Source organism: Janthinobacterium sp. 1_2014MBL_MicDiv (assembly GCF_001865675.1).
GTDB lineage: Bacteria > Pseudomonadota > Gammaproteobacteria > Burkholderiales > Burkholderiaceae_D > Janthinobacterium.
Genome location: NZ_CP011319.1, coordinates 4048074 through 4071409, shown reverse-complemented (window position 1 = coordinate 4071409; position 23336 = coordinate 4048074). Strand labels below are relative to the sequence as shown.

Here is a 23336-nt window from a genome sequence, read left to right as displayed (position 1 = left end):
TGGCAGCAAGGGCAGAGGCAAACGCCCCGCGACAGGCGGGGCGTGACGAACGGTTTTACACTTTGGCGGCGATCAGCTTGCCCAGGATGGCGATGCCTTCGCGGATGCGTTCCGGCGGCACCGTCACGAACGACAGGCGCAGCGTGTGCGTGTCCGGCGTGTTCGCATAGAACGGCGCGCCCGGCACGAAGGCCACCTTGTTGGCGATGGCTTCATCGAGCAGTTTCATGGCGTCGATGTGCTTCGGCAGCGTGACCCAGATGAACATGCCGCCTTCCGGTTTTGTCCAGGTGACGCCGGCCGGGAAATGCTCTTCCAGGGCCGACAGCATGGCCTGGCACTGGTTGCCGTACAGGCTGCGGATGCTGGGGATATGGCGGTCCAGGAAGCCATCCTTGATCACTTCATGCACGACCATCTGCGTCAGCTGCGAGGTGTGCAGGTCGGCCGCCTGCTTGGCCAGCTCGAGGCGGCGCACCAGCGGCATCGGCGCCACCACGTAGCCGAGGCGGATGCCGGGCGTGAGCACTTTCGAGAACGAGCCCATGTAAATCACGCCATCGGGATTCATGTTGATCATTTTCGGGTACGGCTCGCCGCTGTAGCTGAGGGCGCCGTAGGGATCGTCCTCGATCAGCGGCAGGCCGTGGCGGGCGCAGGTTTCCACCAGCTCGACGCGGCGCGCCACGGACAGGCTGCGACCAGTCGGGTTCTGGAAGTTCGGCAGCGCGTACAGCAGGCGCGCGCCGTCGGCCAGCGGGTCGACGGACGACGGCACCAGGCCTTCGTCATCGGTATCGACGGAAACGAATTCGGGACGGTAGACGGAGAACGCCTGCAGCGCGCCCAGGTAGCTGGGGGTTTCCACCAGGACCTTGCTGCCTTCGTCGATGAGTACCTTGCCCAGCAAGTCCAGCGCCTGCTGCGAGCCGGATGTCATCAGCACTTGTTCCGGCATGATGGTGCTGCCTTGGCTCGAGAGGGAGTCGGCGATCCACTGGCGCAGCGGCAGGTAGCCGTCCGTGGGGCCGTATTGCAGGGCTACCTTGCCATTGTTCGACAGCACCTTGTCGAAGGCCGTCTTCATTTCCTCGACGGGGAAGGTGGCGGGCGACGGCAGGCCGCCGGCGAAGGAAATGATTTCAGGGCGCTGCGTGATCTTCAGGATTTCGCGGATGAACGAGCTTTGCAGCTGGTCCGCGCGTTCGGCAAAGCGCCATTGGATCGGATTCGGATTTTCAATTTTCATACGAGTCTCACAGAAGATGCCGAGCTGCGCCGGCTGGTTTTTATGGTCCGCTTGTGGCGGTTCCTGAAAAAGCGGCGCCGGGTAGGCGCCGCCCGAACTTGGTTAAGGGAACTTGCTTGTATGTACTTTGTATGGCAATGCGACGGTGCCTGTCAAAGTGCTGCGGTATTGTAGTACGACTTACCAGCGGCTGTGCCCACTTCGCGCGCGCAGCCGTTGCAAACGGACATCACTTGAGCTTGCGGCCGGCCGCCACCACGGCGATCACGGCGCCGGCAAACAGCAGGCTGGCGCCCGTCAATGGCTCGCCCAGCAGCACGGCGGCGCCCAGCAAGGTCAGGAAAGGCTGCAGCAACTGCGTCTGTCCGACGCGGGCCACGCCGCCCAATGCCATGCCGCGGTACCAGAAAAAGAAGCCGATAAACATGGAAAACACGGAGATATACGCAAAACTCAGCCAGGCGGCCGTGCTGGCCTGCGCCATCAGCGCGCGCTGCGGCCAGGCATTCCACAGCACCACGGGCAGCACGAACGGCACGGCCAGCAGCAGCGCCCAGGAAATGACGTGCTGGCCCGGCATGCTTTGCGCCAGGCGCCCGCCTTCCGCGTAGCCGAGCGCGCCCAGCACCACGGCGGCGAACATCAGCACGTCGGCCAGGTGAAAGCTGCCACCGCCCTGGCGCAGCGCGAACGCCACCACCAGCGCCGTGCCGGCCACGGCCATCAGCCAGAAACCGGGGGAAGGGCGCTCCTTGCCGCGCAAGACGGCAAAGACGGCCGTTGCCAGCGGCAGGATGCCGACGAGGACGGCGCCGTGCGAGGCGGGCAGGCTGCGCATGGCAATCGAGGTCAGCCAGGGGAAGCCCAGCACGCAGCCCAGCGATACCAGCGCCAGCGGCAGCCATTGTTCGCGCCGCGGCAGGGGCGCGCGCTGGTGCCACAGCCACAGGCCGGCCAGGCAGGCCGCCACCAAGGCGCGGCCGAGGGCGACAAACGTGGGGTCGAGTTCGGCCACGGCCATGCGCGTAAACGGCAGGGTCAGGCTGAAGAGGGCGACGGCGATCAGGCCCAGCAGCAGGCCCTTGTGGTCGGCGCTGAGGCGGGTTGGGGGGCTGGCGGCGGCGGTGCTATTCGATGGCATGAGTGTCCTGGTGCGGGTGAGGTGGGCAGGCGTGGATTAATCCACCCTGTAGTGCTATCCTAGAACCGAATAGCAATACAGTACAAATACACTTTCCAGCATAATTCCACATACTGTAATGGTCATATGAGCAATACACCCGCATCACCATCGCTGCCCTTGCTGTCGCGCGCCTCGGGCGAAACCCTGATCGACCAGATCGTGCGCTCGCTGGCGGCGCGCATCGACGACAAGCTGCTGCGCGGCGGCGCGCGCATGCCATCGATCCGCCAGTGCGCGGCCAGCCTGAACGTATCGTGCGCCACGGTGGTGGCCAGCTACGACAAGCTGGTGGCGCGCGATTATCTGGAATCGCGGCGCGGCGCCGGTTTCTTCGTGCGCGAGCGCTCGCCGCTGAACACGGCCGTGCCGCAGCCGCGCGGCGCGGAGGACGCGGCGGCGCAGAAGTTCGACGTGGTGTGGTTGATCCGCAATATGTTCCGCCAGGCGCCCGCGCTGCCCGCGCCCGGTTCCGGCATGTTGCCGCCCGAATGGCTCGATGGCGACCTGGTGGCGCGCGCCTTGCGCGATGTCAGCCGCCAGCCCGGCGCGCATTTGCTCAGCTACGGCACGCCGCAGGGCTTTTTGCCCCTGCGCCAGCAGTTGCAGCTGAAACTGGCGAGCCTGGAAATCGCCTGCCCGCCCGAGCAGATCGTCACCACGGTGGGCGTGATGCAGGCGCTGGACCTGGTGGCGCGCGAATTCACGCGTCCGGGCGACACCATCCTCGTGGACGATCCCGCCTACTGGCTGATGTTTGGCGCCTTTGCCGCCATGGGCATGAAGGTGGTGGGCATCCCGCGCCTGGGCGACGGCCCCGATATCGGCGTGCTGGCCGAAATGGCGGCGCTGCACCGGCCCAAGCTGTACGTGATCAACTCGGTGCTGCACAACCCCGGTTCCGGCTCGCTGTCGGCGGCCAAGGCCTTTCAGGTGCTGCGCCTGGCCGAGCAGCACGATTTCCTCATCGTCGAAGACGATATCTATTGCGACATGCATCCGGGCGCCGCCGGCCTGGTGCAGGCGGCCACGCGCCTGGCCGCGCTGGACCAGCTGCGCCGCGTGATCTACCTGGGCGGCTTTTCCAAGAGCCTGTCGGCCAATTTGCGCGTCGGCTTCATCGCCACCTCGCCCGAATGGGCGCAGCGCCTGGCCGACCGCAAGATGCTGGCCACGCTCACCACCAGCGATATCGGCGAGCGCGTGGTGTACAAGATCCTGTCGCAGGGCCTGTACCGCAAGCATGCCGAACGCCTGCGCGCGCGGCTCGACAAGGTGCGCGAGGGGACGTACCGCCGCATCGAGCGGGCCGGCCTGCGTTTCGAGCCGGCGCCGGCCGGCATGTTCGTCTGGGCCGATGCGGGCCGCGACACCAATATGCTGGCCGAGAAGGCGCTGGCCGAAGGCCTGGTGCTGGGGCCGGGCAGCCTGTTTTCGCCGCGCCAGCTGCCGTCGACCTTCATGCGCCTGAACCTGGCCACCGTGCAGGACGAGCGCGTCTGGGCGTTTTTCGACCGCGAACTCGGGTAAACAGCACATTTCAGGACATTCGGCGGGGGCTCTTGAAATCGCTTGTACAATCCCCAACTCCGTAGAATCCGTCCCATCCACAAGACTATGAGGTAAAAATGGCTGTCTCCGAAAAGCAAACCCTGGGTTTTCAGACCGAAGTGAAGCAAATGCTGCACCTGATGATCCATTCCCTGTACTCGAACAAGGAAATCTTCCTGCGCGAACTGATCTCGAACGCGTCCGACGCGGCCGACAAACTGCGCTTCGAAGCGATCGATAACGACGCCCTGTACGGCAACGATCACGAATTGAAGATCAAGGTCAGCTTCGACAAGGATGCGCGCACCATCACCATTTCCGACAACGGCATCGGCATGACCCGTGACGAGGCGATCTCGCACCTGGGCACGATCGCCAAGTCGGGCACCAAGGAATTCTTCGGCAAGCTGTCGGGCGACCAGCAGCAGGACGCGGCCCTGATCGGCCAGTTCGGCGTGGGCTTCTATTCCGGCTTCATCGTCGCCGACAAGATCACCGTCGAAACGCGCCGCGCCGGCGTGGACGCCTCCGAAGGCGTGCGCTGGGAATCGGCCGGCGAAGGCGATTACAGCATCGAATCGATCGACAAGCCGTCGCGCGGCACGGACATCATCCTGCACCTGCGCGAAGGCGAGGACGAGCTGCTGTCGAGCTGGAAGATCAAATCCATCATCCGCAAGTACTCGGACCATATCTCGCTGCCTATCGTGATGCAGAAGGAAGAGTGGGACGAAGAGAAAAAAGAAACCGTCCTGAAAGACGAATTCGAGACCGTCAACCAGGCCAGCGCCCTGTGGGCCCGCAACAAGGCCGACATCACGCCGGAACAGTACGACGAATTCTACAAGCACGTCTCGCACGACTTCCAGGCACCGCTGACGCATACGCACAACCGCGTCGAAGGCCGCAGCGAATACACGCAGCTGCTGTACATTCCGGCCAAGGCGCCGTTCGACATGTGGGACCGCAACAAGCGCGGCGGCATCAAGCTGTACGTCAAGCGCGTCTTCATCATGGACGATGCCGAACAGCTGATGCCGACCTACCTGCGCTTCGTGCGCGGGGTGATCGACTCGGCCGACCTGCCGCTGAACGTGTCGCGTGAAATCCTGCAGGAATCGCGCGACGTGAAAGTCATCCGCGAAGGCTCGACCAAGCGCGTGCTGGGCATGCTGGAGGAACTGGCGAATGCGGACGAGCAGGACAAGAAGGACAAGTACGCCGTCTTCTGGAAGGAATTCGGCCAGGTGCTGAAGGAAGGCATCGGCGAGGACGCGGCCAACAAGGAGCGCCTGGCCAAGCTGCTGCGCTTTGCCTCGACGGCCAACGACAGCGACGAACAAATCACCTCGTTCGCCGACTACGTGGCGCGCATGAAGGAAGGCCAGGACAAGATTTACTACGTCACGGCCGACAATTACGCCGCCGCCAAGAACAGCCCGCACCTGGAAATCTTCCGCAAGAAGGGCGTCGAAGTGCTGCTGCTGACGGACCGCGTCGATGAATGGATGCTGTCCTTCCTGCAGGATTTCGAAGGCAAGGAACTGGTGTCCGTGGCGAAGGGCGGCCTGGACCTGGGCGCGCTGGAAGACGAGGCGGAAAAGAAAGAGCACGAAGAAACGGAATCCTCGTACGCCGACCTGGTGGGCAAGATGAAGACCGCGCTGGCCGACAAGGCCAAGGACGTACGCGTGACGTTCCGCCTGACCGATTCGCCAGCCTGCCTGGTGGCCGATGAAAACGAATTGTCGGGCAACCTGCTGCGCATGCTGAAGGCGGCGGGCCAGAGCGCGCCGGAATCGAAGCCGATTCTGGAGATCAACCCGAACCACCCGCTGGTGACGCGCCTGAAATACGAGGATGTGGAAGGCGGCAAGTTCGGCGACTGGGCCAACATCCTGTTCGACCAGGCCATGCTGGCCGAAGGCGGCTCGCTGGCCGACCCGGCCAGTTTCGTCAAGCGCCTGAACGAGTTGCTGCTTAACTCGGCGAAGTAATTGTTGTAGACGCAAGCGAGCCGGCCCTTTCCAGGTGAAAGGGCCGGCTTTTTCTTTTTGGGGACAGGATGATGCATCGTTTGATGGCCGGCCTGGGCGCGCATGCGCTGGGCTGCGTGCTGTTTGTCTTTTTGAGCTGGCTGGGTTTTTACCTGTACACGCAGCTGTTTGGCGCCCTCGGTTCGCGCGGCGTGGCTGGCGGGCTGGCGCTGCTGCTGGTGTTCTACGTGTATGCGGGCACGAATTTGCTGCTGGCGCTGCTGCCGCCCGGCCGCTGGAAGCCAGTGCTGTGCGGCTTGCTGGGCGCGGCGGTGCTCGCGTATCTGCTGCCGCAGCATCCGCTGCGCGCCATCTACTTCAGCGTGCTCTCGGGCGGCTTGAGCTGGCTGGCCGTGCGGGCCAGCGCGCGCTTACATCGGTTCTTGCGCGGCTGACAGGCTGGCGCAAAATGCGGTGACCGCATCGGCGGCCGCCTGTGGCGCCGCCTGCAGCAGCATGTGCGGCGCGGCGATGTCCAGCAGCTGCGCGCCGGGCGCCAGGCGCAGGATCTGCAGGGCGTTTGCCGGCGGCACCAGGCGATCATGGCGCGCGCGCAGATACAGCACCGGCAAGCCGCCGCGCGCGAAGCTGCGCGAGGCGTCCGTTTCCAGCACGGCGCGCAGGCGCTGGCGCAGCACGGCGGGCGGCACCTGTGCCAGGGCGTCCGCCAGTTCCGCCTGCAGGGCCGGCGTGGCGTAGGGCGCCAGCAGCGCCTGGCGCAGCGCGATGCCGGGCAGGGCCCCGAAGGGTACAAGGCCCAGCAGGTGGCGCAGCGGCGCCAGCAGGGGGCGCGGATTGCGCACGAACGAGCAGCACAGGATCAGGGCGCGCATGCCGGGCGGCGGATCGGCGCGCAGGGCGGCGCCCAGCGGCCCGGAAAACGATTCGGCCAGCACGACGAAGGGACGGTCCCGCGGCAGCCGTTCGCGCACGAACGCTTCCAGCGCCGCATAGTCGAGCGGTGCGGCAGGGTAGGCGATGGAGAGGCGGTCCATGGCCGTTTGCGCGTGCAGGGCCGCATCAAAACGCCGGAACAGCTGGCCCGTGCCATCCATGCCGGGCAGCAGGACCAGAAGGGGGGAGGCGTGTGCAAGTGTCGTCATCGCGGCCATCATAGCAGCCGGCGGCGCGCTTGCGCCGCGCGCCAGCCGCACGGCATGGGCGCTGGCGCCATGCTAGAATCCCCGACAGGCCACGCGTGGCCGGAATAACGGGTAGATCCCGGGCAGACAGAAACATGCATATCACTTTATCGAACTATCGCTCTATGGGCGGCGCCTTGCTGGTGGCCGCCAGCCTCCTTTCCCCAGCCGTGCATGCCACGGCGGCACAGTCGGCGCCAGCGGGAAAAACCCTGTCTACGCTGCTGGCGCGCGGCCCCTTGCCGCGCTTGAGCGAGGATGCGCAGGTACGCGCCGCGCTGTTCGATTTTTTCGGCTATGCGCGCGGCAGCTATACGGAAGATGATGAGCTGCTGCTGGAGCAGGCGCTCGAAGCGATCAGCGAAAAGCGCGACGCCACGCGCACCGTGCTGCCCGATGGCCGGCAGTTGCTGGCGTCGATGAATGACCGCAACCAGGGGCGTGAACGGGGCGCCATGTTGCTCGACAAGCGCGGCGCCCTGATCGCCTTCGGCCTCGTCAACGGACATTGCCGCCTCGAAGGGCGGCCGCTGGCCAAGACCTGCAATCCCGATCCGAACGCCGTGCTGACCGTGTTTCACCGCAAGGGCATGCTGGTCGACGAAGCGGCGCCGCTGCTGGCGTGGGCCAGGCAGCTGCCGCCGATGCTGGCGCTGATCGCTGCCGACAAGGAAGCGGGCGCCGACGGGCAAAAGATCGCCAGCGTCGAATACGTGCTGGCGCGCCCGGCCCTGCCAGGCTGGAACCGCGCGCAGTTGCCGCCTGCGTTTCCGCCGGCGCTGCTGCCGCTGCTGCTCGATAAATCCACGGTGCTGACATCGGCCGGCGCCGGCGTGTTTGCCTATCCGCTCACCCTCAAGGGCAAGAAGCAGAACAATGTGCTGGACCAGGCCGAAGGCCGCCCGCCACGCGACCTGGAAGTGGCGCTGCGCAGCTATGCCAGCTTCGACACCGTGGTGGAACGCTACCGGCAGATGGCCAAGGGCGCCAGGGTGCAGCGCAACGAGCGCACCGCCTACCTCGATGGCGACATGGGGCAGGGCAGCTACCGCGTCTACATCCGCAATACGGGCACGGACGGCGTGATGATCGACGTCGCGCTATGGCAGCGCAAGCTGGCTGCCAGCCGCTGATGTCAACGCCGTTTTCAACACGCTGTTTTCAATAGTAGGGCGCCTTGGCGTAACCGAGCTGCGTCAATTGCGCGTCGATTTCCTTATCGCGCTGTCTTTTCCCCGTCCCAAAGCTGAACTGCCGCAGTGCGCGCGGCAAGCCCTCGGCCACCAGCAGATCGAAATCGAGCTGCGTCTGGCTCACCGCCAGGGCGCGTAGCGCAGGCAGTGCCGCGACGCCGCGCAAGCGCAGCAGCGTCTTGCAGTTGCGCAGAACCAGCCATTCGAGCATCGGATTGGCGCCCAGGCTGATTTCCGTCAATTTGATCTGCTCTTCCACCGATAGCCGCGCCAGCAGTGGAAAGCGGCCAATATCGCCCAGGTTTTCCATTCCGCGCACGCGGACCACTTCCAGCTCTTCCAGCCGCGGCGCCGTGACGTGGGCGATCGATGCGCGTCCACCGAGGATGAAGCGCAGCCGCGTCAGCGCCGGCATGGCGCCGACGAAGTCCACCTCATCCCTGCTCTTGACCTGCGACAGCGACAGTTGCGTCAGTGCGGGCAGGGCCGTGATGGCATCGATGTTTTTCACGTGGCCCGTCGTGTGCAGCTGCGCCAGCTGCGGCCAGTGCCGCAGCGGCGCCAGGTCGATCTGGCCCTTGCCCGTTTCGCCCAGGCTCAGTGCTTCCAGGCCGCGCAGGGTGTCCAGCGCCAGGATATCGAGTTCGGCCAGGTGACGCACGCCCAGGTGCAGGCGCTTCAAGCGGCCCAGCTCGCCCAGCCGCTCGAGGTGAATGGCGCGCATGTGGCAGTCGAGCGACAGGTTGACGGCATGCGGCAGCGCGCGCAGCACGTCGGCGTCGAACGGTTCGGCACTGGCGCCGAAAAAGCGGATTTCCAGCGCCGGCCCGCAGGTGGCGGCCAGCGCGTCGAGGTCGGCCAGCAGCTGCGCCGGCAAGCGGTCCTGCGTAAACTGGACGGTGACTTGCTCGCCGTTGCCGATGAGCGAGCGGATGGCCGCCGCGTCGATGCGCGCGGGCTGGTGGATGCGGTGTTGGGTGGGAGGCTGGTACATGGGGTGATTCCTGTGCGAGAAGAGCGCTGCCTTACAGGCGCGCGTTGCTGTAGCCGCGCTCCGCCAGCTGCGTCGCGATGGCGTCGTCGCGTGTTTTTTTGCCCGTGCGCAGGCGCACGTGCGTCAGCGACGCGGGCAGATCCTGCAGCAGCGCGTCCACGTCGAGCAGGGTTTCCGATGCCGACAGCTGGCGCAGGGCAGGCAGGGCGGCGAGGCCGGGCAGGCTGTCGAGCGTTTTGCAGGTGTGCAGGTTCAGGCGTTCGAGAGCGGTGTTCGGGCCCAGCACGACCTGGCGCAGCTTGATCTGGTCTTCCACCCATAGGGCCTGCAGCAGCGGGAAGCGGCCGATATCGCCCAGCTGCTGCAGTCCTCGCACGCGTATCACTTCCAGCTGTTCCAGCAATGGCGCTTCGATGTCCGCCAGCGATACACGGCCGCCCAGCTGCAGTTTCAGCTGCCGCAGGCGCTCCATGCCAGACACAAAATCCAGCGCCACCTTGTTCTTGATGCGGTACAGCGACAGGTCACGCAGCGCCGGCAGGCCGGCCAGGGTGTCGATGTGCTGGTGGTGGCCTTCGATGGTCAGGCTGGACAGGCGCGCATAGTGGCGCAGGGGCGCCAGGTCGATATTGTCCTTGGCCGATTCGCCCAGATGCAGGTGCTCGAGTCCGCGCAAATTCTCCAGCTGCAGGATGTCGGCTTGCGCCAGCTCGTACACGCCCAGGCTCAGGCGCTTCAGGTGGCGCAGCTCGCCCAGGGTTTCAAGATACAGGGCGTTGCGGTGGCAGTCGATGGACAGGCTGGCCACATGCGGCAACGCGCGCAGGATGCGGGTATCGAACACCCGCGGGTCGTAACCGTAGATACGGATGGTCAGCGCCGTGCCGCAGGTGGCGGCCAGGGCGTCGAGGTCGGCCAGCAGCGGCTGCGGCTCGCCCAGGGTATTGAACTGCACCAGCACCTGCTTGCCATCGGCGATGGCGGCGCGGATCGCCGTGGCGTCGATGTGCTCGGGGTTCTGGATGCACTGCGGTCGTGTTGCTTGCGTCATCGTCACAGTCCTATGGGGTAGCTTACCTGCCTGGGGGGCGGACAGCCTTCCGGCCCCGGGAAGGTCTGCTTGCCCGTGTCGTCGTAGCGCTTGCCGCACGCGACGAGCACGCGCTGGCGGAAGGTATAGATGCTGGCCACCTTGCCGTTCGGGTGGTAGCAGATATTGTCGCCATCGCGGTCGGCTGAAGCGTAGCTGATCATCGACTCGCCATTCACCGTGCGCGTGCTGTGGCCGCGGCGCGGTTCCGTGCATTTGAGCTGGCCGCTTTCGTAATATGCGTTGACGACGGAGGTGTCGGCCGCGCGGTCAACCAGCAGTTCGTCCTTGCGCTTGCCGTTCGGGTAGTTCGAATAGCCTTCCTGGCGCTGGCCGTACTGGAAGGCGTAGTAATACTGCGGCTTGCCGTCCGGGTAGTACATGTGATGGTATTCGCACACGTCGTCGCGCGTGCTGCCGTACTCTTTGAAGGTGCAGCGGTGGATGTCGTTGAGCAGCTGGCCGTCTTCATAGTATTCGCGCAGGTGCGTGAGCAGGCGGCCCTGGTCGATGACGGCCAGGCGCTCCGGCTTGCCGTTCGGGTAGTAGCGCGCGTCCAGGCCCTGTTTCTTGCCGTTGTCCCACAGCGTATCGAGGCGCAGGATCTTGCCGCTGTCGTCGAACGCCTGCTCGCGCCCGTCGAGCTGGCCGTTGCGGAAGGTGGCCGTGTAGACGACGTACTCCTTGCCGGCCGGGCCAAGGTAGCGCGTGCGCGCGCCATCGAGCACGCCGGCCTGGTAATGGTCGCGCAGGCGCAGCGCGCCGCCGGCGTCCGTGTCCAGCGCCTCGCCCTGTTTCTTGCCTTTCACAAAAGTGACGCTTTGCGTGGCCTTGTCCTTGAGCTTGAGTTTCCATGGCCCGTCGCGCAAGCCGTCGATGAAGCTGCCGTCGCCGTCTTCCGTGATCCACGGCCCATGGCGCGCGCCGTTGACGTAGTTGCCATGCGTTTGCAGCTTGCCGGCCATGCGGCGTTCGTGCGGGCCATTCAGCTGGCCGCCCGCGTAGGTATCGAAACCCGTCACTTCGTCTTCGTCGACATAGTTGACGACTGTCCAGCGGCCTTCGCGCTTGCCGGCCCGGTACATGCCGCTCTCGCTTTGCTTGGGGTAGTCGAAGTGCCACAGGCCTTCTCGCAGGCCGTTGACGAAATGGCCTTTCTCGCTGCCTTCGTGCATGCCTTCACGCACCCACAGGCCCTGGCGCTTGCCTTTCACGTACTGGCCGCGCTCGACGACCGTGCCGTCGTCCCAGGCCAGGCTGTAGATGACGGACGGGCCGTCCTCGCTGCCCGTGAATTGCCGCGGCGCCGTTTCCCACGTCACTTGCCACAGGCGGTAGTTGGGCAGGATGCCGGCGCCCGCGTCGCTGTACAGCGTGTAGCTGGCCGTCAGGAAGCGCTCGCCCTTTTTCTCGAAGGTTTTCTTGTAGGTGATGGCGTCCTTGGCGCCTGCCGCCACGGGCGTGCCGTCGTCGCTGTAATAGCCGACCACCGTGCCTTGCGTATGGTCGATGGCGTCGAAGTCCGCATTGCCGCTCTTGCCCCGGGCGACGCTGTAGTCCATCGGCGCCAGCCTGGCCAGCGCCGCCTTGACCTGGCCCGCGTTGGGACTGGTGCCTTGCGCCACGATGCGGTTCAGCGCCGGCTGCAAGCCGTCCAGGCGCCGGTACTTGCCGGAACTGCGGTCGTAGCGGTAGGCGCGCAAGCCGTTCTTGCCGTCCTGGCGGAACAGCACCAGCATGGTTTGCACGCTGCTGTCCGATTCCTTGTCCAGCGAGGCGTAGAAGACGGAGCGGATGGCGGCGTTGCCGAACCGGTCGAGCGGCAGGGTTTTCGCGCTGGCGCCCGTGCATTCGCAATAATAGCCGTTGACGCCATCCTTTTCCTTGAGGAAGGCGATGTCCAGGCCGCTATCCTGCGAGGCGGCAATGGCGGGATGGGCGAGGGTCTTGCCTTCGTAAAAAGGCGCGCCGTGGGCCAGCGCAGAACAGAGGAGCAAAGGCAGAAGCAGACGTTTCATCGTGAGGCTGGCGCCGGGGCGCCGCAATGGAAAGGCCACGATTCTGCCTGCGTTCTTCCTTGTGGGCAAATGCGCGCGCGTATCGTGTGCGCTGCGCGCCCTGGCCGTCAGTGCTGGTGCGCGGCGCAGAACTCCAGCAGCATCCGCTCGCCTTGCGGCCAGGGGCCGTAGCCGGCGTCGCCGTTGATATGGCCGGCGTCGCCGATCAGGGTGAAATCGCTGCCCCAGGCGCTGGCAAAGGCTTGCGCGCGCGCGACGCTGACATAAGGATCGTCGCCGCTGGCGAGCACCAGGCTGGGAAACGGCAAGGCTTGCAGCGGCATGGGGGCGAAGCCCGTCGTGCCTTGCGGGTAAGAGGGCGCTTCCACGTCGCTGGGCGCGACCAGAAAGGCGCCGGCGATCCGGTGCGGCGAGCCGCTGGCAGCCCAGTGGGCGACCAGCGCGCAGGCCAGGCTGTGCGCCGCCAGCACGGGCGGGCGGGGACAGGCAGCGATGGCGCGATCGAGCTCCGTCACCCATTCGTCCCTGTCCGGCGCCTGCCATTCGCGGTGCGGCGCGCGCGACCAGTCCGGGTGGCGCGCCTCCCAGTGGGTTTGCCAGTGCTGCGGCCCGGAATTCCACAGGCCGGCCAGGGTCAGGACGAGAGGCGACATCATTTCTCCTATTAGCATGCCTGACAAAATCGTAGCGAGCGGCAGTGCGTTGTAGCCGGGATGCGCAGCTGTGCGCATGCACAGCGAGCATCGCAGGCCGCAAGGCGCGCCGCGCGGCAGATTTGGTCTGGCAGTTTTATAATTCAGTGCGAAGGGCGAACAGTTCCGGGAACAATACCACGTCGAGCATCTTGCGCAGGTAGCTGACGCCGGCCGTGCCGCCCGTGCCCGTCTTGAAGCCGATGATGCGCTCGACCGTCGTCACGTGGCGGAAGCGCCAGAAGCGGAAGGCCGTCTCCAGGTCGACCAGCTTTTCGGCCAGTTCGTACAGCGCCCAGTGTTTCGACGGGTCGCGGTAGACTTCCAGCCACGCCGCCTTCACGGACGCGTCGGCGCTGGTCGGCAGGGTCCAGTCGGCATCCAGGCGTTCGGGGGCGATATGCAGGCCGCTGCGCGCCAGCAGCTTGATCGATTCATCGTAGACGGATGGCGTGCGCAGGGCAGAGTCGAGCACTTTGTAGGTGTCGGGCGCCGTCGTGTGCACGTTCAGCAGGGCCGCGTTCTTGTTCCCCAAAATGAATTCGATCTCGCGGTACTGGTAGGACTGGAAACCGGACGAGGCGCCCAGGTAGGGGCGGATGGCCGTGTACTCGGGCGGCGTCATGGTCGCCAGCACGTCCCACGCGTGCACCAGCTGGTCCATGATGCGCGCCACGCGGGCCAGCATCTTGAAGGCGGGCGCCAGCTCGCCGTTTTGCAGGTTGGCGCGCACGGCGTGCATCTCGTGCAGCATCAGCTTCATCCACAATTCGCTGGTCTGGTGCTGCACGATGAACAGCATCTCGTTGTGGTTGGGCGACAGCGGATGCTGGGCCGTCAGGATGCGGTCCAGCGCCAGGTAGTTGCCGTAGCTCATGGACTCGCTGAAATCCATCTGTGCGCCATGCCACTGCGCGTCCTGGCCGCCGGCATGCATGGGGCAGCCGCTGGTATTGTCCTTGTTCATATTCTTCTCGTCGCTCATGGGATGGTTCAGGTGACCGCGTCGCGCTTGGCGGCGATGTCGTACGCTTGCGTGTCGAGGATGTCGCGCAGGATCTCGACGGCATCCCAGACGTCGGCAAAGCTCGTGTACAGGGGGGTGAAGCCGAAGCGCATGATGGCCGGCTCGCGGTAGTCGCCAATGACGCCGCGCGCGATCAGCGCCTGCATCACGGCGTAGCCGTGCGGATGCGTGAAGCTGACCTGGCTGCCGCGCCGCGCATGTTCGCGCGGCGTGACGAGCCCCAGCGGGTGGCTGGCGCAGCGCTGTTCCACGAGGGCGATGAACAGGTCCGTCAGGGCCAGCGACTTGCGGCGGACGGCCTCCATGCTGGTTTGCGCGAAGATCTCCAGGCCGCATTCGACGAGGGCCAGCGAAACGATGGGCTGCGTGCCGCACAGGGCGCGTTTGATGCCGTCGGCCGGCGCGAAGGAAGGATCCATGGCGAACGGCGTGGCGTGGCCCCACCAGCCGGACAGGGGCTGGCGGAAGCGGGCCTGGTGCTTTTCCGGCACCCAGATGAAGGCGGGCGAGCCGGGGCCGCCGTTCAGGTATTTATAGGTGCAGCCGACGGCCAGGTCGGCGCCGGCGCCATTCAGGTCCAGCGGCACGGCGCCGGCCGAGTGGGCCAGGTCCCACAGCGCCAGCGCGCCTTGCGCGTGGCAATGGCTGCTGACAAGGGCCATGTCGTGTTGGTAGCCGGTGCGGTAATTGACGTGCGTGAGCATGGCGACGGCGCACTCGGCATCGATGGCCTGCGCCAGTTCCTCGGGGCTGTCGACGAGGCGCAGCTGGTAGCCGCGGTCCAGCCAGGCGGCCAGGCCTTGCGCCATGTACAGGTCGGTAGGGAAGTTGCTGCGTTCGCTGACGATGACGCGCCGCGCCGCGCGCGCCGGCTCGGATGCCTGCATCTGCAGGGCGGCGGCCAGGGCCTTGAACAGGTTGACGGAAGTGGTGTCGGTGATGACCACTTCGCCCGTTTGCGCGCCGAGCAGCGGGGCCAGGCGGTCGCCGAGGCGCTTGGGCAAGTCGAACCAGCCGGCCGTATTCCAGCTGCGGATCAGGTCCGTGCCCCACTCGGCCGTGATGACTTGCTGGGCGCGGGCCAGGGCCGCCTTCGGCCGCGCGCCGAGCGAGTTGCCGTCGAGATAAATCACGCCGGCGGGCAGGTCGAACTGCAGGCGCAGGGGCGCCAGAGGGTCATCGAGGTCGCGCGCAGTGCAGTCTTGTCGAGAAGTCATGGTGGCTTTCATATTGATACTTATCTGGATGGCATGATATTGCTTGAGGCTTAAAGTATCACGCGAGAGCAGCAGTGTAGCAAATCCCGGCAGGAAAGCGCGATTGCCGGCGGCGGCGGGCCACGGAAAAATGCGGGCTTGCGGGGCGTCAACGAAAAAAATCACGCTTTTTAAAAATATTTTCAAAAAACCCTAAAGTTCCTCCAGACGCCGCCGTCAATGAATACATGACACGCGGAAATCCATCGAACAAGAACCGCAGGTTTTTTTAAATATTTTTTAAAAAAGGCCTAAAGTTCCCGTCGGAGCTGCCGTTACATAGGTAGATGGGCTTGATTCAGGTCAAGCTGTTGTAAAAAAGTGATATTTATTGCAGGTCAAAAGTCAGCTGATTCTGACCCCTTGCATACTTCCGGAATCCGCGCCGTTGCTGGCGTGCGACCCCCATTGAGCGGTGTTTGTCAGACAAACACCTACGCTCCTGCCCGCCATTCCCCGACCAAAAATACAGCGCTACGCCTCTGTTGCGTTTGATGTTGCTCCTGCAGAATGTATCTCACTGGCAACAAACAACGCCAGCTGAATTCAACGGATTGAGGAGATGGAAATGACTGCTAACGATATGATGGCTGAGATTCGCGACGCTAACCTGAGCTACCTGATGCTGGCTCAGCAAATGATTCGTGCGGACAAGGTAACGGCCATCTTCCGTCTCGGCATTGCCGCTGAAATCGCCGAATTGATCGAAGGCATGAGCAATGCGCAAATCCTGAAGCTGGCTGGCGGCAACATGATGCTGGCCCGTTTTCGCTTCGACGACAGCGCCATCCTTGGCATGTTGACGAACTACAATAAAGACCGCTCGCTGGCCCAGTCGCACGCTGCCATCCTGATGGCAGGCCAGGGCGTCGAAGAAATCGCATAAGGTTCCCGGCAAAGCGCCCATGGCGGCGTTGCCTTGCCTCGCAGTACATTCTTACCGTTTTCGGCAACGCGGCTTGCCCTGAATATTTTTGCCGGCAACCTTCAGTCAGCATCAGTCACATCCGGAGTAGTCAGCATGGCCAAGAAAAGTGTCGTATCGGAAGCGCAGGAAATCCAGCTGGCCATCGAATTGATACAGCTTGGCGCCCGTTTGCAATTGCTGGAGACCGAAGTCTCGCTGTCGCGCGAACGCCTGTTGAACCTGTACAAGGAATTGAAGGGCGTCTCGCCGCCGAAGGGCATGCTGCCGTTTTCCACCGACTGGTTCATTACCTGGCAACCGAATATCCATTCCTCGCTGTTCATCAATATCCACAAATTCCTCGTCGACCACGCCGGCGCCACCGGCATCGAGGCGGTGATGAAGGCCTACAAGCTGTATCTGGAGCAGATGCCGCCCGAAGCGGGCGAAGAGCCGCTGCTGTCGCTGACCCGCGCCTGGACCCTGGTGCGCTTTTTCAGCAGCAAGATGCTGGACATGGCGCCTTGCGGCAAGTGCGGCGGCAAGTTTGTCGTCAATTGCCTCGACCTGAACGCCGATTATGTCTGCGGCCTGTGCCACATGCCTTCGCGTGCCGGCAAGACCAAGAAGGCGCGCGACGAGGCGGCCGCGGCAGCGCCGTCCGGCCTGGCTGCCTGATACCATCCTCCCCAACATATATAGACAGTGAATGCCGGAGCCGGTCGCCAGACCGGACTCCGGCTTTTTCATGGCGCTTTCGCCGTACACTGGCGCTTTCCCTTTCGAGCTTGCCCACATGCTGCAACAAATCCTGCGCGCGCCCGCGCTCAAGGCCATCCTGATCCAGGTACTGGCCTTTCCCCTGATGCTGTTGTTGGTGTATGCCCTGGCGCGCCTCGGTGTCGCCATGTCGCTGCTGGCCGTGGCCGGCGCGCAGGGCATGCTGGCGGCGATCATCACCTGGCGCGCGGGCCTGGCGCGCTGGTGGTGCGCCATCGGCCTGCTGTTCGCGCCGGCCCTGCTGGGCGCCAGCCAGCTGGACTTGCCGCCTGCCGTCTTCCTGGTCGCCTTTGTTTTTCTGTTGAGCCTGTATTGGTCCACGTTTCGCACGCAAGTGCCGTTCTATCCGTCGGGGCCGAAAGTATGGCAAGCCGTGGCGCAGCTGATCGCCGAACGGCCCGGCGTGCGCCTGGTCGACATCGGCAGCGGACTCGGCGGCCTGGTACTGGACTTGGCGCGGCGCCGTCCCGACGGGCATTTTGCCGGCATCGAACTGGCGCCGCTGCCGTGGCTGGTGAGCCGGCTGCGCGCGCGCGCCGGTGGCAGCCGCGCGCGCTTCCTGCGCGGCGATTACGCGGCGCTCGATTTCAGTGCCTACGACGTGGTGTTTGCCTACCTGTCGCCGGCCGTCATGTCGGCCCTGTGGCGCAAGGCTGAAAAAGAAATGTTGCCAGGAAGCATGCTTCTTAGTTACGAATTCAAGATTGCGGCACGCGAACCCGATAAGACCATTGCCGCCACAGAGAGTGGCCCCTTGCTCTACATATGGTGCTTTTAAGCAATTGTCTGCGTTATTTGCTTGCCCGGAGGACAATCTCACGTTATTGTAGTTCCACACGGCATTTTGTTGGATTTGGGTTGAAAAGCGGGGCATTTCAATCTACCTTTGGTTACATTTTTTGCCGCTGTTCCCCGCCCGTGGCACAGCCTCCGGCTGCAGGGAACTGGTTTGAGCATGCCGGGCGCGTCAGCCCGGCCCTATTTGGGAGTCAGGGCACTTGTTAGTCATAATCGGATACATCGTCGTCTGCGCCTCGGTTTTTGGCGGTTTCGCGCTGGCGGGCGGCCATCTGGCGGCGTTGTTCCAGCCGGTGGAGCTGCTGATGATCGGCGGCGCCGCCCTGGGCGCCTTCCTTGTTGGTAACAATAACAAGGCCATCAAGGCCACCCTGGCGGCCCTGCCGACCCTGTTCAAGGGATCGCGCTATACCAAAGAGCTGTACATGGAGCTGATGTCGCTGCTGTTCGAAGTGCTCAGCAAGGTGCGCAAGGAAGGCTTGATGTCGATCGAAGGCGATATCGACAGCCCGCAGGAAAGCCCGCTGTTTTCCAAGTATCCGGCCGTGCTGGCCGACCACCATATCGTCGAGTTCATGACCGATTACCTGCGCCTGATGGTATCTGGCAACATGGACGCGTTCCAGATCGAAAACCTGATGGATAACGAGATCGAGACGCACCATCACGAAGGCGCCGTGCCGGCCCACGTGATCGCCAAGGTGGGCGACGGCTTGCCCGCTTTCGGTATCGTCGCCGCCGTCATGGGCGTGGTGCACACGATGGAATCGGTGGGCATCCCGCCGGCCGAGCTGGGCATGCTGATCGCGCACGCGCTGGTCGGCACCTTCCTCGGCATCTTGCTGGCCTACGGCTTCGTCGGTCCGCTGGCCAGCCTGCTCGAGCAGAAGCTGGAAGAGTCGAGCAAGATGTTCCAGTGCGTGAAAGTGACCCTGCTGGCCAGCCTGAACGGCTATGCGCCGGCGCTGGCCGTGGAATTCGGCCGCAAGGTGCTGTTCTCGACCGAGCGTCCGACGTTCAACGAGCTGGAAGAGCACATCAAGAAATCGAAAACGAAGTAAGCAGTGAAGACACGCACAGATACCATGAGTCAATTGCAGTGCAGGGAAGGGGAACGCCATGGCCGATGAAGGCATGCGCCCGATTATCGTCAAGCGCATCAAGAAGACGGCTGGCGGACACCATGGCGGGGCGTGGAAAATCGCCTACGCCGACTTCGTCACGGCCATGATGGCCTTCTTCTTGCTGATGTGGCTGCTTGGCTCGACGTCGAAGGGCGACTTGAACGGCATCTCCGAATTCTTCAAGACGCCGCTGAAGGTGGCGATGGCGGGCGGTTCCGGCAGCGGCGAGAGCAACTCCGTGATCCAGGGCGGCGGGCAGGACCTGTCGCGCCAGGATGGCCAGGTGCGCAAGGCGCAGGAAGAGCAGCAGCGCAAGTCGTTCGACCTCAATTCGGCCAAGGCCGCGCTCGAACGCGAGGAGGGCCGGCGCCTGCAGGCGCTGAAGGCGCGCATCGAAGCGACCATCGACGCCAATCCCCTGCTGAAAAAATACAAGAACCAGTTGCTGCTCGATATCACGAGCGAAGGCTTGCGCATCCAGATCGTCGACGAGCAGAATCGTCCGATGTTCGCCCTGGCCAATGCCAACTTGCAACCGTACACCAAGGAAATCCTGCATGCGATCGGCTTCGTGCTCAATGAAGTGCCGAACCGCATCGGCCTGTCCGGCCATACGGATTCGACGCCCTACATGAGCGACGCCGGCTACAGCAACTGGGAACTGTCGGCCGACCGTGCGAATGCGTCGCGGCGCGAACTGGTGATCGGCGGCATGAATGAAGACAAGGTCCTGCGCGTCGTGGGACTCGGTTCGGCTGCCCACCTGGACAAGCTCGACCCGTTCAACCCGATCAACCGGCGCATCAGCATCATCGTCATGAACAAGCGCACGGAAGAGAACGTCCTGCGCGATGGCTCGGCGATGGAGCTGCCGGTGACCGATGCCGCCAGCGCCGCAGTCGCCTCGGGGCTGGTGGCCGGTTCGCCGCCCCCCGCGGCGCCTGTCCCCAGCCCGGCAGCGGCGAAAAAATAACACGCAAGGCCGTCAACGCGTGGTGTATTGAAACAATGAGACCTTTATGACAAGAAAGAAAATACTTGGCTCGCATGTAAAGCGCCTGCTGTCTGGCGTGTCGGACCATGGCCGCAAGCACTTGACGGAGGTGGAAACCGACCTGGTGCAGACCGGCATCTTGCTGGAAGAGGCGATCGAGAAGCTGTCCTTCAATTTCATGGCCATCCACGCGGCAGTCGCGGCGCAGCAGGACACCATCGCCATGCTGCTCGAAGGCGGCGTGCCGCCGGAGGAGCAGCGTACAAGGCTGCTGGCGCTGCAGGACGAGGTGGGCGGCTATGTCAACGCCGCCATCACCAGCCTGCAATTCCAGGACATGACCAGCCAGCTGATCGAGCGCACCCTGAAACGGGTGACGGGCTTGCGCGAGTTCCTCGGGACGTTGGGCTCGCATGGCGCCGAGATGTTGCCAGAGAGCGATAACGAAGAAATTGTCGCCCTGCTGGGGCGGGTCAGCATGGCGCTGGCGATTCAAAGCCTGGAGTTGCGCAGCGTGCTGCGCAAGGCTGTCAGTCAGCAGCATTTGGAAAGTGGCGACATCGAGCTGTTCTAGCATGCCAGTGCGGAACGCTTGCGGTTGCATGGATTGATTAATCAAATACTCGGGCAGGATGCCCGGAATAAGTGGGAGCAAAGATGGCCAAAACGATACTTGCAGTGGACGATTCCAGCTCATTGCGCCAGATGGTGGCGTTCAGCCTGAAAGCCGCCGGTTACCAGGTGGTGGAGGCCGTCGACGGCCAGGATGGACTGGAAAAAGCCAAGCTGCAAACCGTGGACCTGGTGCTGACGGACCAGAACATGCCGCGCATGGACGGCCTGGAGCTGATCAAGCTGCTGCGTGAACTGCCGACCTACCAGAAGGTACCCATCCTGATGCTGACGACGGAGTCGTCGGACGAAATGAAGTCGAAGGGACGTGCCGCCGGCGCCAATGGCTGGCTGGTCAAGCCGTTCGATCCGCAACGCCTGATCGAGGTGGTCAAGAAGGTGATCGGCTGATGCCAGCCGCGCAGCGCAACGATGCAATTGACGGAGTCACCATATGACCATCGATATTAGCCAGTTTTTCCAGGTCTTTTTCGATGAGGCCGAGGAACTGCTGGCTGAAAAGGAACGGCTGCTGCTGGCCGTCGATATTGCGGCGCCCGACGCCGAAGATCTGAATGCGATTTTCCGCACCGCCCATTCGATCAAGGGCGGCGCATCGACGTTCGGCCTGAGCGACATGAGCGAGGTGACGCACATCCTCGAGTCGCTGCTCGACCGCATCCGCCAGGGCCAGATGGCCCTGACGGCGGAACACGTCGACGCCTTTTTGGCCGCCAAGGACATCCTCAAGATGCAGCTCGACGGCCATCGCCTGGGCAGCGCCGTCGACCAGGACGCCGTGGCCAATGTGCGCATGATGCTGCAGTCGTTCTCGCAGGACGTGCCGGTGGCCGCGCTCACGCCCGTGGCGCCAGCCTTCCACACGGCGGAAAAGGAAGCCGTCAGCCATGCCGGCGGCCAGCGCATCCGCCTGGAACTGCCGGCCATGGAGCAGCGCGAAGTCGATGCGCTGGCGGCCGAACTGGGCTTGCTGGGCGACGTGGCGGTGTCGGCGCTGCCCGACGCGCGCAGCGTGCTGGAAGTGACGACGCATGAAAGCCTGGACGATATCCTGGCCATCTGCTCGTTCGTGCTCAATCCGGACGACATGGTGATCACGCAGGCGCCGCCGCTGGCGCCAGGCGAAGCCGATGCGGCCCGCGCGGCGCAGGAAAAGGCACAGGGCTATGGCTTCTTCGACCCCTTGCCCGGCGTTCCCGCCGCGCAGGCGGCAGCAGATCCAGGCTACGGCTTCTTCCAGCCGATCGAGGAAATCCGCGCCGCCGCGCAAGGCGAGTCCAGCGATGCCCAGCGTGGCTATGGCTTCTTCCAGCCGCTCGAACAGATCCGCGCCGATGCCGCCAAGGCCGGTGCCGCCACTGCCGGCGCGGCCATCGTGCAAGCCGTGGCGAGCCTCGTGGCCGAAGTGGAGCAGGACAAGAAGCCGTCGAAGAAAGAGGGCGACAAGGCGGGCGCCGAATCGTCGTCGATCCGCGTCTCGATTGAAAAGGTCGACCAGCTGATCAACCTGGTGGGCGAACTGGTGATCACGCAGGCGATGATCGAGCAGCGCGCCGGCGCGCTGGACCCGATGCTGCATGAAAAACTGCTCGACAGCGTCAGCCACCTGACGCGCAACACGCGCGACCTGCAGGAAGCGGTGATGTCGATCCGCATGATGCCGATGGATTTCGTCTTCTCGCGCTTCCCGCGCATGGTGCGCGACCTGGCGACGAAACTGGGCAAGAAGGTCGACTTCATCACGAATGGGGCGGCGACGGAACTGGACAAGGGCCTCATCGAGCGCATCGTCGATCCGCTCACGCACCTGGTGCGCAACAGCATCGACCATGGCGTGGAAATGCCGGCCGCCCGCGTGGCCGCCGGCAAGACCGAGGCGGGCCGCTTGTTCCTCTCGGCCAGCCACCAGGGCGGCAACATCATCATCGAAGTATCCGATGATGGCGCCGGCCTGAATCGCGAACGCATCCTGGCCAAGGCGCAGCAGCAGGGGCTGGACGTTTCCGAGAGCATGAGCGACGCCGAGGTGTGGCAGCTGATTTTCGCGCCCGGCTTTTCCACCGCCGAAGCGGTCACCGACGTGTCGGGCCGCGGCGTGGGCATGGACGTCGTCAAGCGCAATATCAGCGCCATGGGCGGCGTCGTCGACATCCGCTCGGCGAAGGGCTTCGGCACGACGATTTCCATCTCGCTGCCGCTGACCCTGGCCATCCTGGACGGCATGTCGATCCGCGTCGGCGACGAAGTGTATATTTTACCGCTGGGCTTTGTCATCGAATCGCTGCAGCCGGCCGTTGAAGACATCAAGGACATCGCTGGCCGCGGCCAGGTGGTGAAGGTGCGCGGCGAATACCTGCCACTGATCCCGCTGTACCAGATGTTCGACATCGCGCCGCGCTTCACCAGTCCATCGGAAGGCATCTGCGTGATCCTCGAGACGGAAGGGCGCAAGGCGGCGCTGTTTGTCGATGACCTGGTCGGACAGCAGCAGGTCGTGGTGAAGAACCTCGAATCGAATTACCGCAAGGTGGTGGGCATTTCCGGCGCCACCATCCTGGGCGATGGCGGCGTGTCGCTGATTCTCGACGTCGCCGCCCTGATCCGTTCCTCTCGTCAGCTGGCTGACGAGTCCATTTTTTCGTAACACCGATAGATAAAAGATAGGAAACCAC

General features: G+C 64.1%; 21 protein-coding genes. 12 read left to right on the top strand and 9 right to left on the bottom strand.

The features are described from left to right. Window positions 1–55 precede the first annotated feature (55 nt). Window positions 56–1249: an aminotransferase-like domain-containing protein gene (locus tag YQ44_RS17590; RefSeq protein WP_071324482.1), complete on the bottom strand. Its 1194-nt coding sequence runs from the start codon at window positions 1247–1249 to the stop codon at window positions 56–58. A 229-nt stretch (window positions 1250–1478) separates the two neighbouring features. Continuing rightward, entirely contained in the window at window positions 1479–2390 is a 912-nt protein-coding gene (locus tag YQ44_RS17585; protein ID WP_071324481.1) for a DMT family transporter, read from the bottom strand. A 126-nt stretch (window positions 2391–2516) separates the two neighbouring features. Here YQ44_RS17585 and YQ44_RS17580 point away from each other — a divergent pair, with 126 nt between their 5' ends. The 3 genes from YQ44_RS17580 (at window position 2517) to YQ44_RS17570 (ending at window position 6411) form a co-directional block, all read left to right on the top strand. Further along, complete coding sequence (locus YQ44_RS17580; protein ID WP_071324480.1) at window positions 2517–3959, top strand: aminotransferase-like domain-containing protein; 1443 nt, start codon at window positions 2517–2519, stop codon at window positions 3957–3959. A gap of 98 nt (window positions 3960–4057) precedes the next feature. Beyond that, window positions 4058–5977 (top strand): molecular chaperone HtpG, encoded by a 1920-nt coding sequence (gene htpG / locus YQ44_RS17575; RefSeq protein WP_071324479.1) that lies wholly within the window; start codon window positions 4058–4060, stop codon window positions 5975–5977. Window positions 5978–6045: 68 nt separating this feature from the next. Beyond that, the gene (locus YQ44_RS17570) at window positions 6046–6411 is read left to right on the top strand and encodes a hypothetical protein (RefSeq protein ID WP_071324478.1); all 366 of its coding nucleotides are present in this window, start codon (window positions 6046–6048) and stop codon (window positions 6409–6411) included. On the opposite strand, the gene YQ44_RS17565 is transcribed toward YQ44_RS17570, so the two are convergent. Beyond that, complete coding sequence (locus tag YQ44_RS17565; protein WP_071326586.1) at window positions 6388–7119, bottom strand: alpha/beta fold hydrolase; 732 nt, start codon at window positions 7117–7119, stop codon at window positions 6388–6390. The genes YQ44_RS17570 and YQ44_RS17565 overlap by 24 nt on opposite strands. A gap of 134 nt (window positions 7120–7253) precedes the next feature. On the opposite strand from YQ44_RS17565, the gene YQ44_RS17560 reads away from it, so the two are divergent. Further along, the gene (locus YQ44_RS17560; RefSeq protein ID WP_156894897.1) at window positions 7254–8291 is read left to right on the top strand and encodes a hypothetical protein; all 1038 of its coding nucleotides are present in this window, start codon (window positions 7254–7256) and stop codon (window positions 8289–8291) included. Window positions 8292–8319: 28 nt separating this feature from the next. Here the strand turns inward: YQ44_RS17560 and YQ44_RS17555 are convergent, their stop codons facing one another. The 6 genes from YQ44_RS17555 to kynU form a co-directional block, all read right to left on the bottom strand. After that, a complete protein-coding gene (locus tag YQ44_RS17555) occupies window positions 8320–9345 on the bottom strand; it encodes a hypothetical protein (protein ID WP_071324477.1) in 1026 nt (341 codons plus the stop codon). 31 nt (window positions 9346–9376) lie between these two features. Then, the gene (locus YQ44_RS17550; protein ID WP_071324476.1) at window positions 9377–10396 is read right to left on the bottom strand and encodes a hypothetical protein; all 1020 of its coding nucleotides are present in this window, start codon (window positions 10394–10396) and stop codon (window positions 9377–9379) included. Window positions 10397–10398: 2 nt separating this feature from the next. After that, window positions 10399–12453, bottom strand: coding sequence for a toxin-antitoxin system YwqK family antitoxin (locus YQ44_RS17545; protein ID WP_156894896.1), 2055 nt, complete (start codon window positions 12451–12453; stop codon window positions 10399–10401). Window positions 12454–12560: 107 nt separating this feature from the next. Then, the gene (locus YQ44_RS17540) at window positions 12561–13106 is read right to left on the bottom strand and encodes an RBBP9/YdeN family alpha/beta hydrolase (protein WP_071326584.1); all 546 of its coding nucleotides are present in this window, start codon (window positions 13104–13106) and stop codon (window positions 12561–12563) included. A 136-nt stretch (window positions 13107–13242) separates the two neighbouring features. Beyond that, entirely contained in the window at window positions 13243–14130 is an 888-nt protein-coding gene (gene kynA / locus YQ44_RS17535; protein ID WP_071324474.1) for a tryptophan 2,3-dioxygenase, read from the bottom strand. Window positions 14131–14138: 8 nt separating this feature from the next. Then, the gene (gene kynU / locus YQ44_RS17530; RefSeq protein ID WP_071326583.1) at window positions 14139–15389 is read right to left on the bottom strand and encodes a kynureninase; all 1251 of its coding nucleotides are present in this window, start codon (window positions 15387–15389) and stop codon (window positions 14139–14141) included. A gap of 607 nt (window positions 15390–15996) precedes the next feature. Between kynU and flhD the strand changes: the two genes are divergently transcribed. From flhD to cheA, 8 genes are all read left to right on the top strand, one after another. Then, the gene (flhD, locus tag YQ44_RS17525; protein WP_034758381.1) at window positions 15997–16314 is read left to right on the top strand and encodes a flagellar transcriptional regulator FlhD; all 318 of its coding nucleotides are present in this window, start codon (window positions 15997–15999) and stop codon (window positions 16312–16314) included. Window positions 16315–16449: 135 nt separating this feature from the next. Further along, window positions 16450–17013 carry a flagellar transcriptional regulator FlhC gene (gene flhC, locus YQ44_RS17520; protein ID WP_071324473.1) on the top strand — a complete coding sequence of 188 codons (564 nt, stop codon included), beginning with the start codon at window positions 16450–16452 and terminating at the stop codon, window positions 17011–17013. 118 nt (window positions 17014–17131) lie between these two features. After that, window positions 17132–17893 (top strand): class I SAM-dependent methyltransferase, encoded by a 762-nt coding sequence (locus YQ44_RS17515; RefSeq protein ID WP_071326582.1) that lies wholly within the window; start codon window positions 17132–17134, stop codon window positions 17891–17893. Between the two features lie 220 nt (window positions 17894–18113). Next, window positions 18114–18974 (top strand): flagellar motor stator protein MotA, encoded by an 861-nt coding sequence (motA, locus tag YQ44_RS17510; RefSeq protein ID WP_071324472.1) that lies wholly within the window; start codon window positions 18114–18116, stop codon window positions 18972–18974. 58 nt (window positions 18975–19032) lie between these two features. Beyond that, the gene (motB, locus tag YQ44_RS17505) at window positions 19033–20010 is read left to right on the top strand and encodes a flagellar motor protein MotB (protein ID WP_071324471.1); all 978 of its coding nucleotides are present in this window, start codon (window positions 19033–19035) and stop codon (window positions 20008–20010) included. Window positions 20011–20056: 46 nt separating this feature from the next. Beyond that, window positions 20057–20605, top strand: a complete 549-nt coding sequence (locus tag YQ44_RS17500; protein ID WP_071324470.1) for a chemotaxis protein — start codon at window positions 20057–20059, stop codon at window positions 20603–20605. Window positions 20606–20688: 83 nt separating this feature from the next. Then, window positions 20689–21054 carry a response regulator gene (locus YQ44_RS17495; protein ID WP_034758362.1) on the top strand — a complete coding sequence of 122 codons (366 nt, stop codon included), beginning with the start codon at window positions 20689–20691 and terminating at the stop codon, window positions 21052–21054. A 43-nt stretch (window positions 21055–21097) separates the two neighbouring features. Next, on the top strand, window positions 21098–23308 hold the full coding sequence (gene cheA / locus YQ44_RS17490) for a chemotaxis protein CheA (RefSeq protein ID WP_071324469.1): 2211 nt from the start codon (window positions 21098–21100) through the stop codon (window positions 23306–23308). Window positions 23309–23336: the final 28 nt, after the last annotated feature.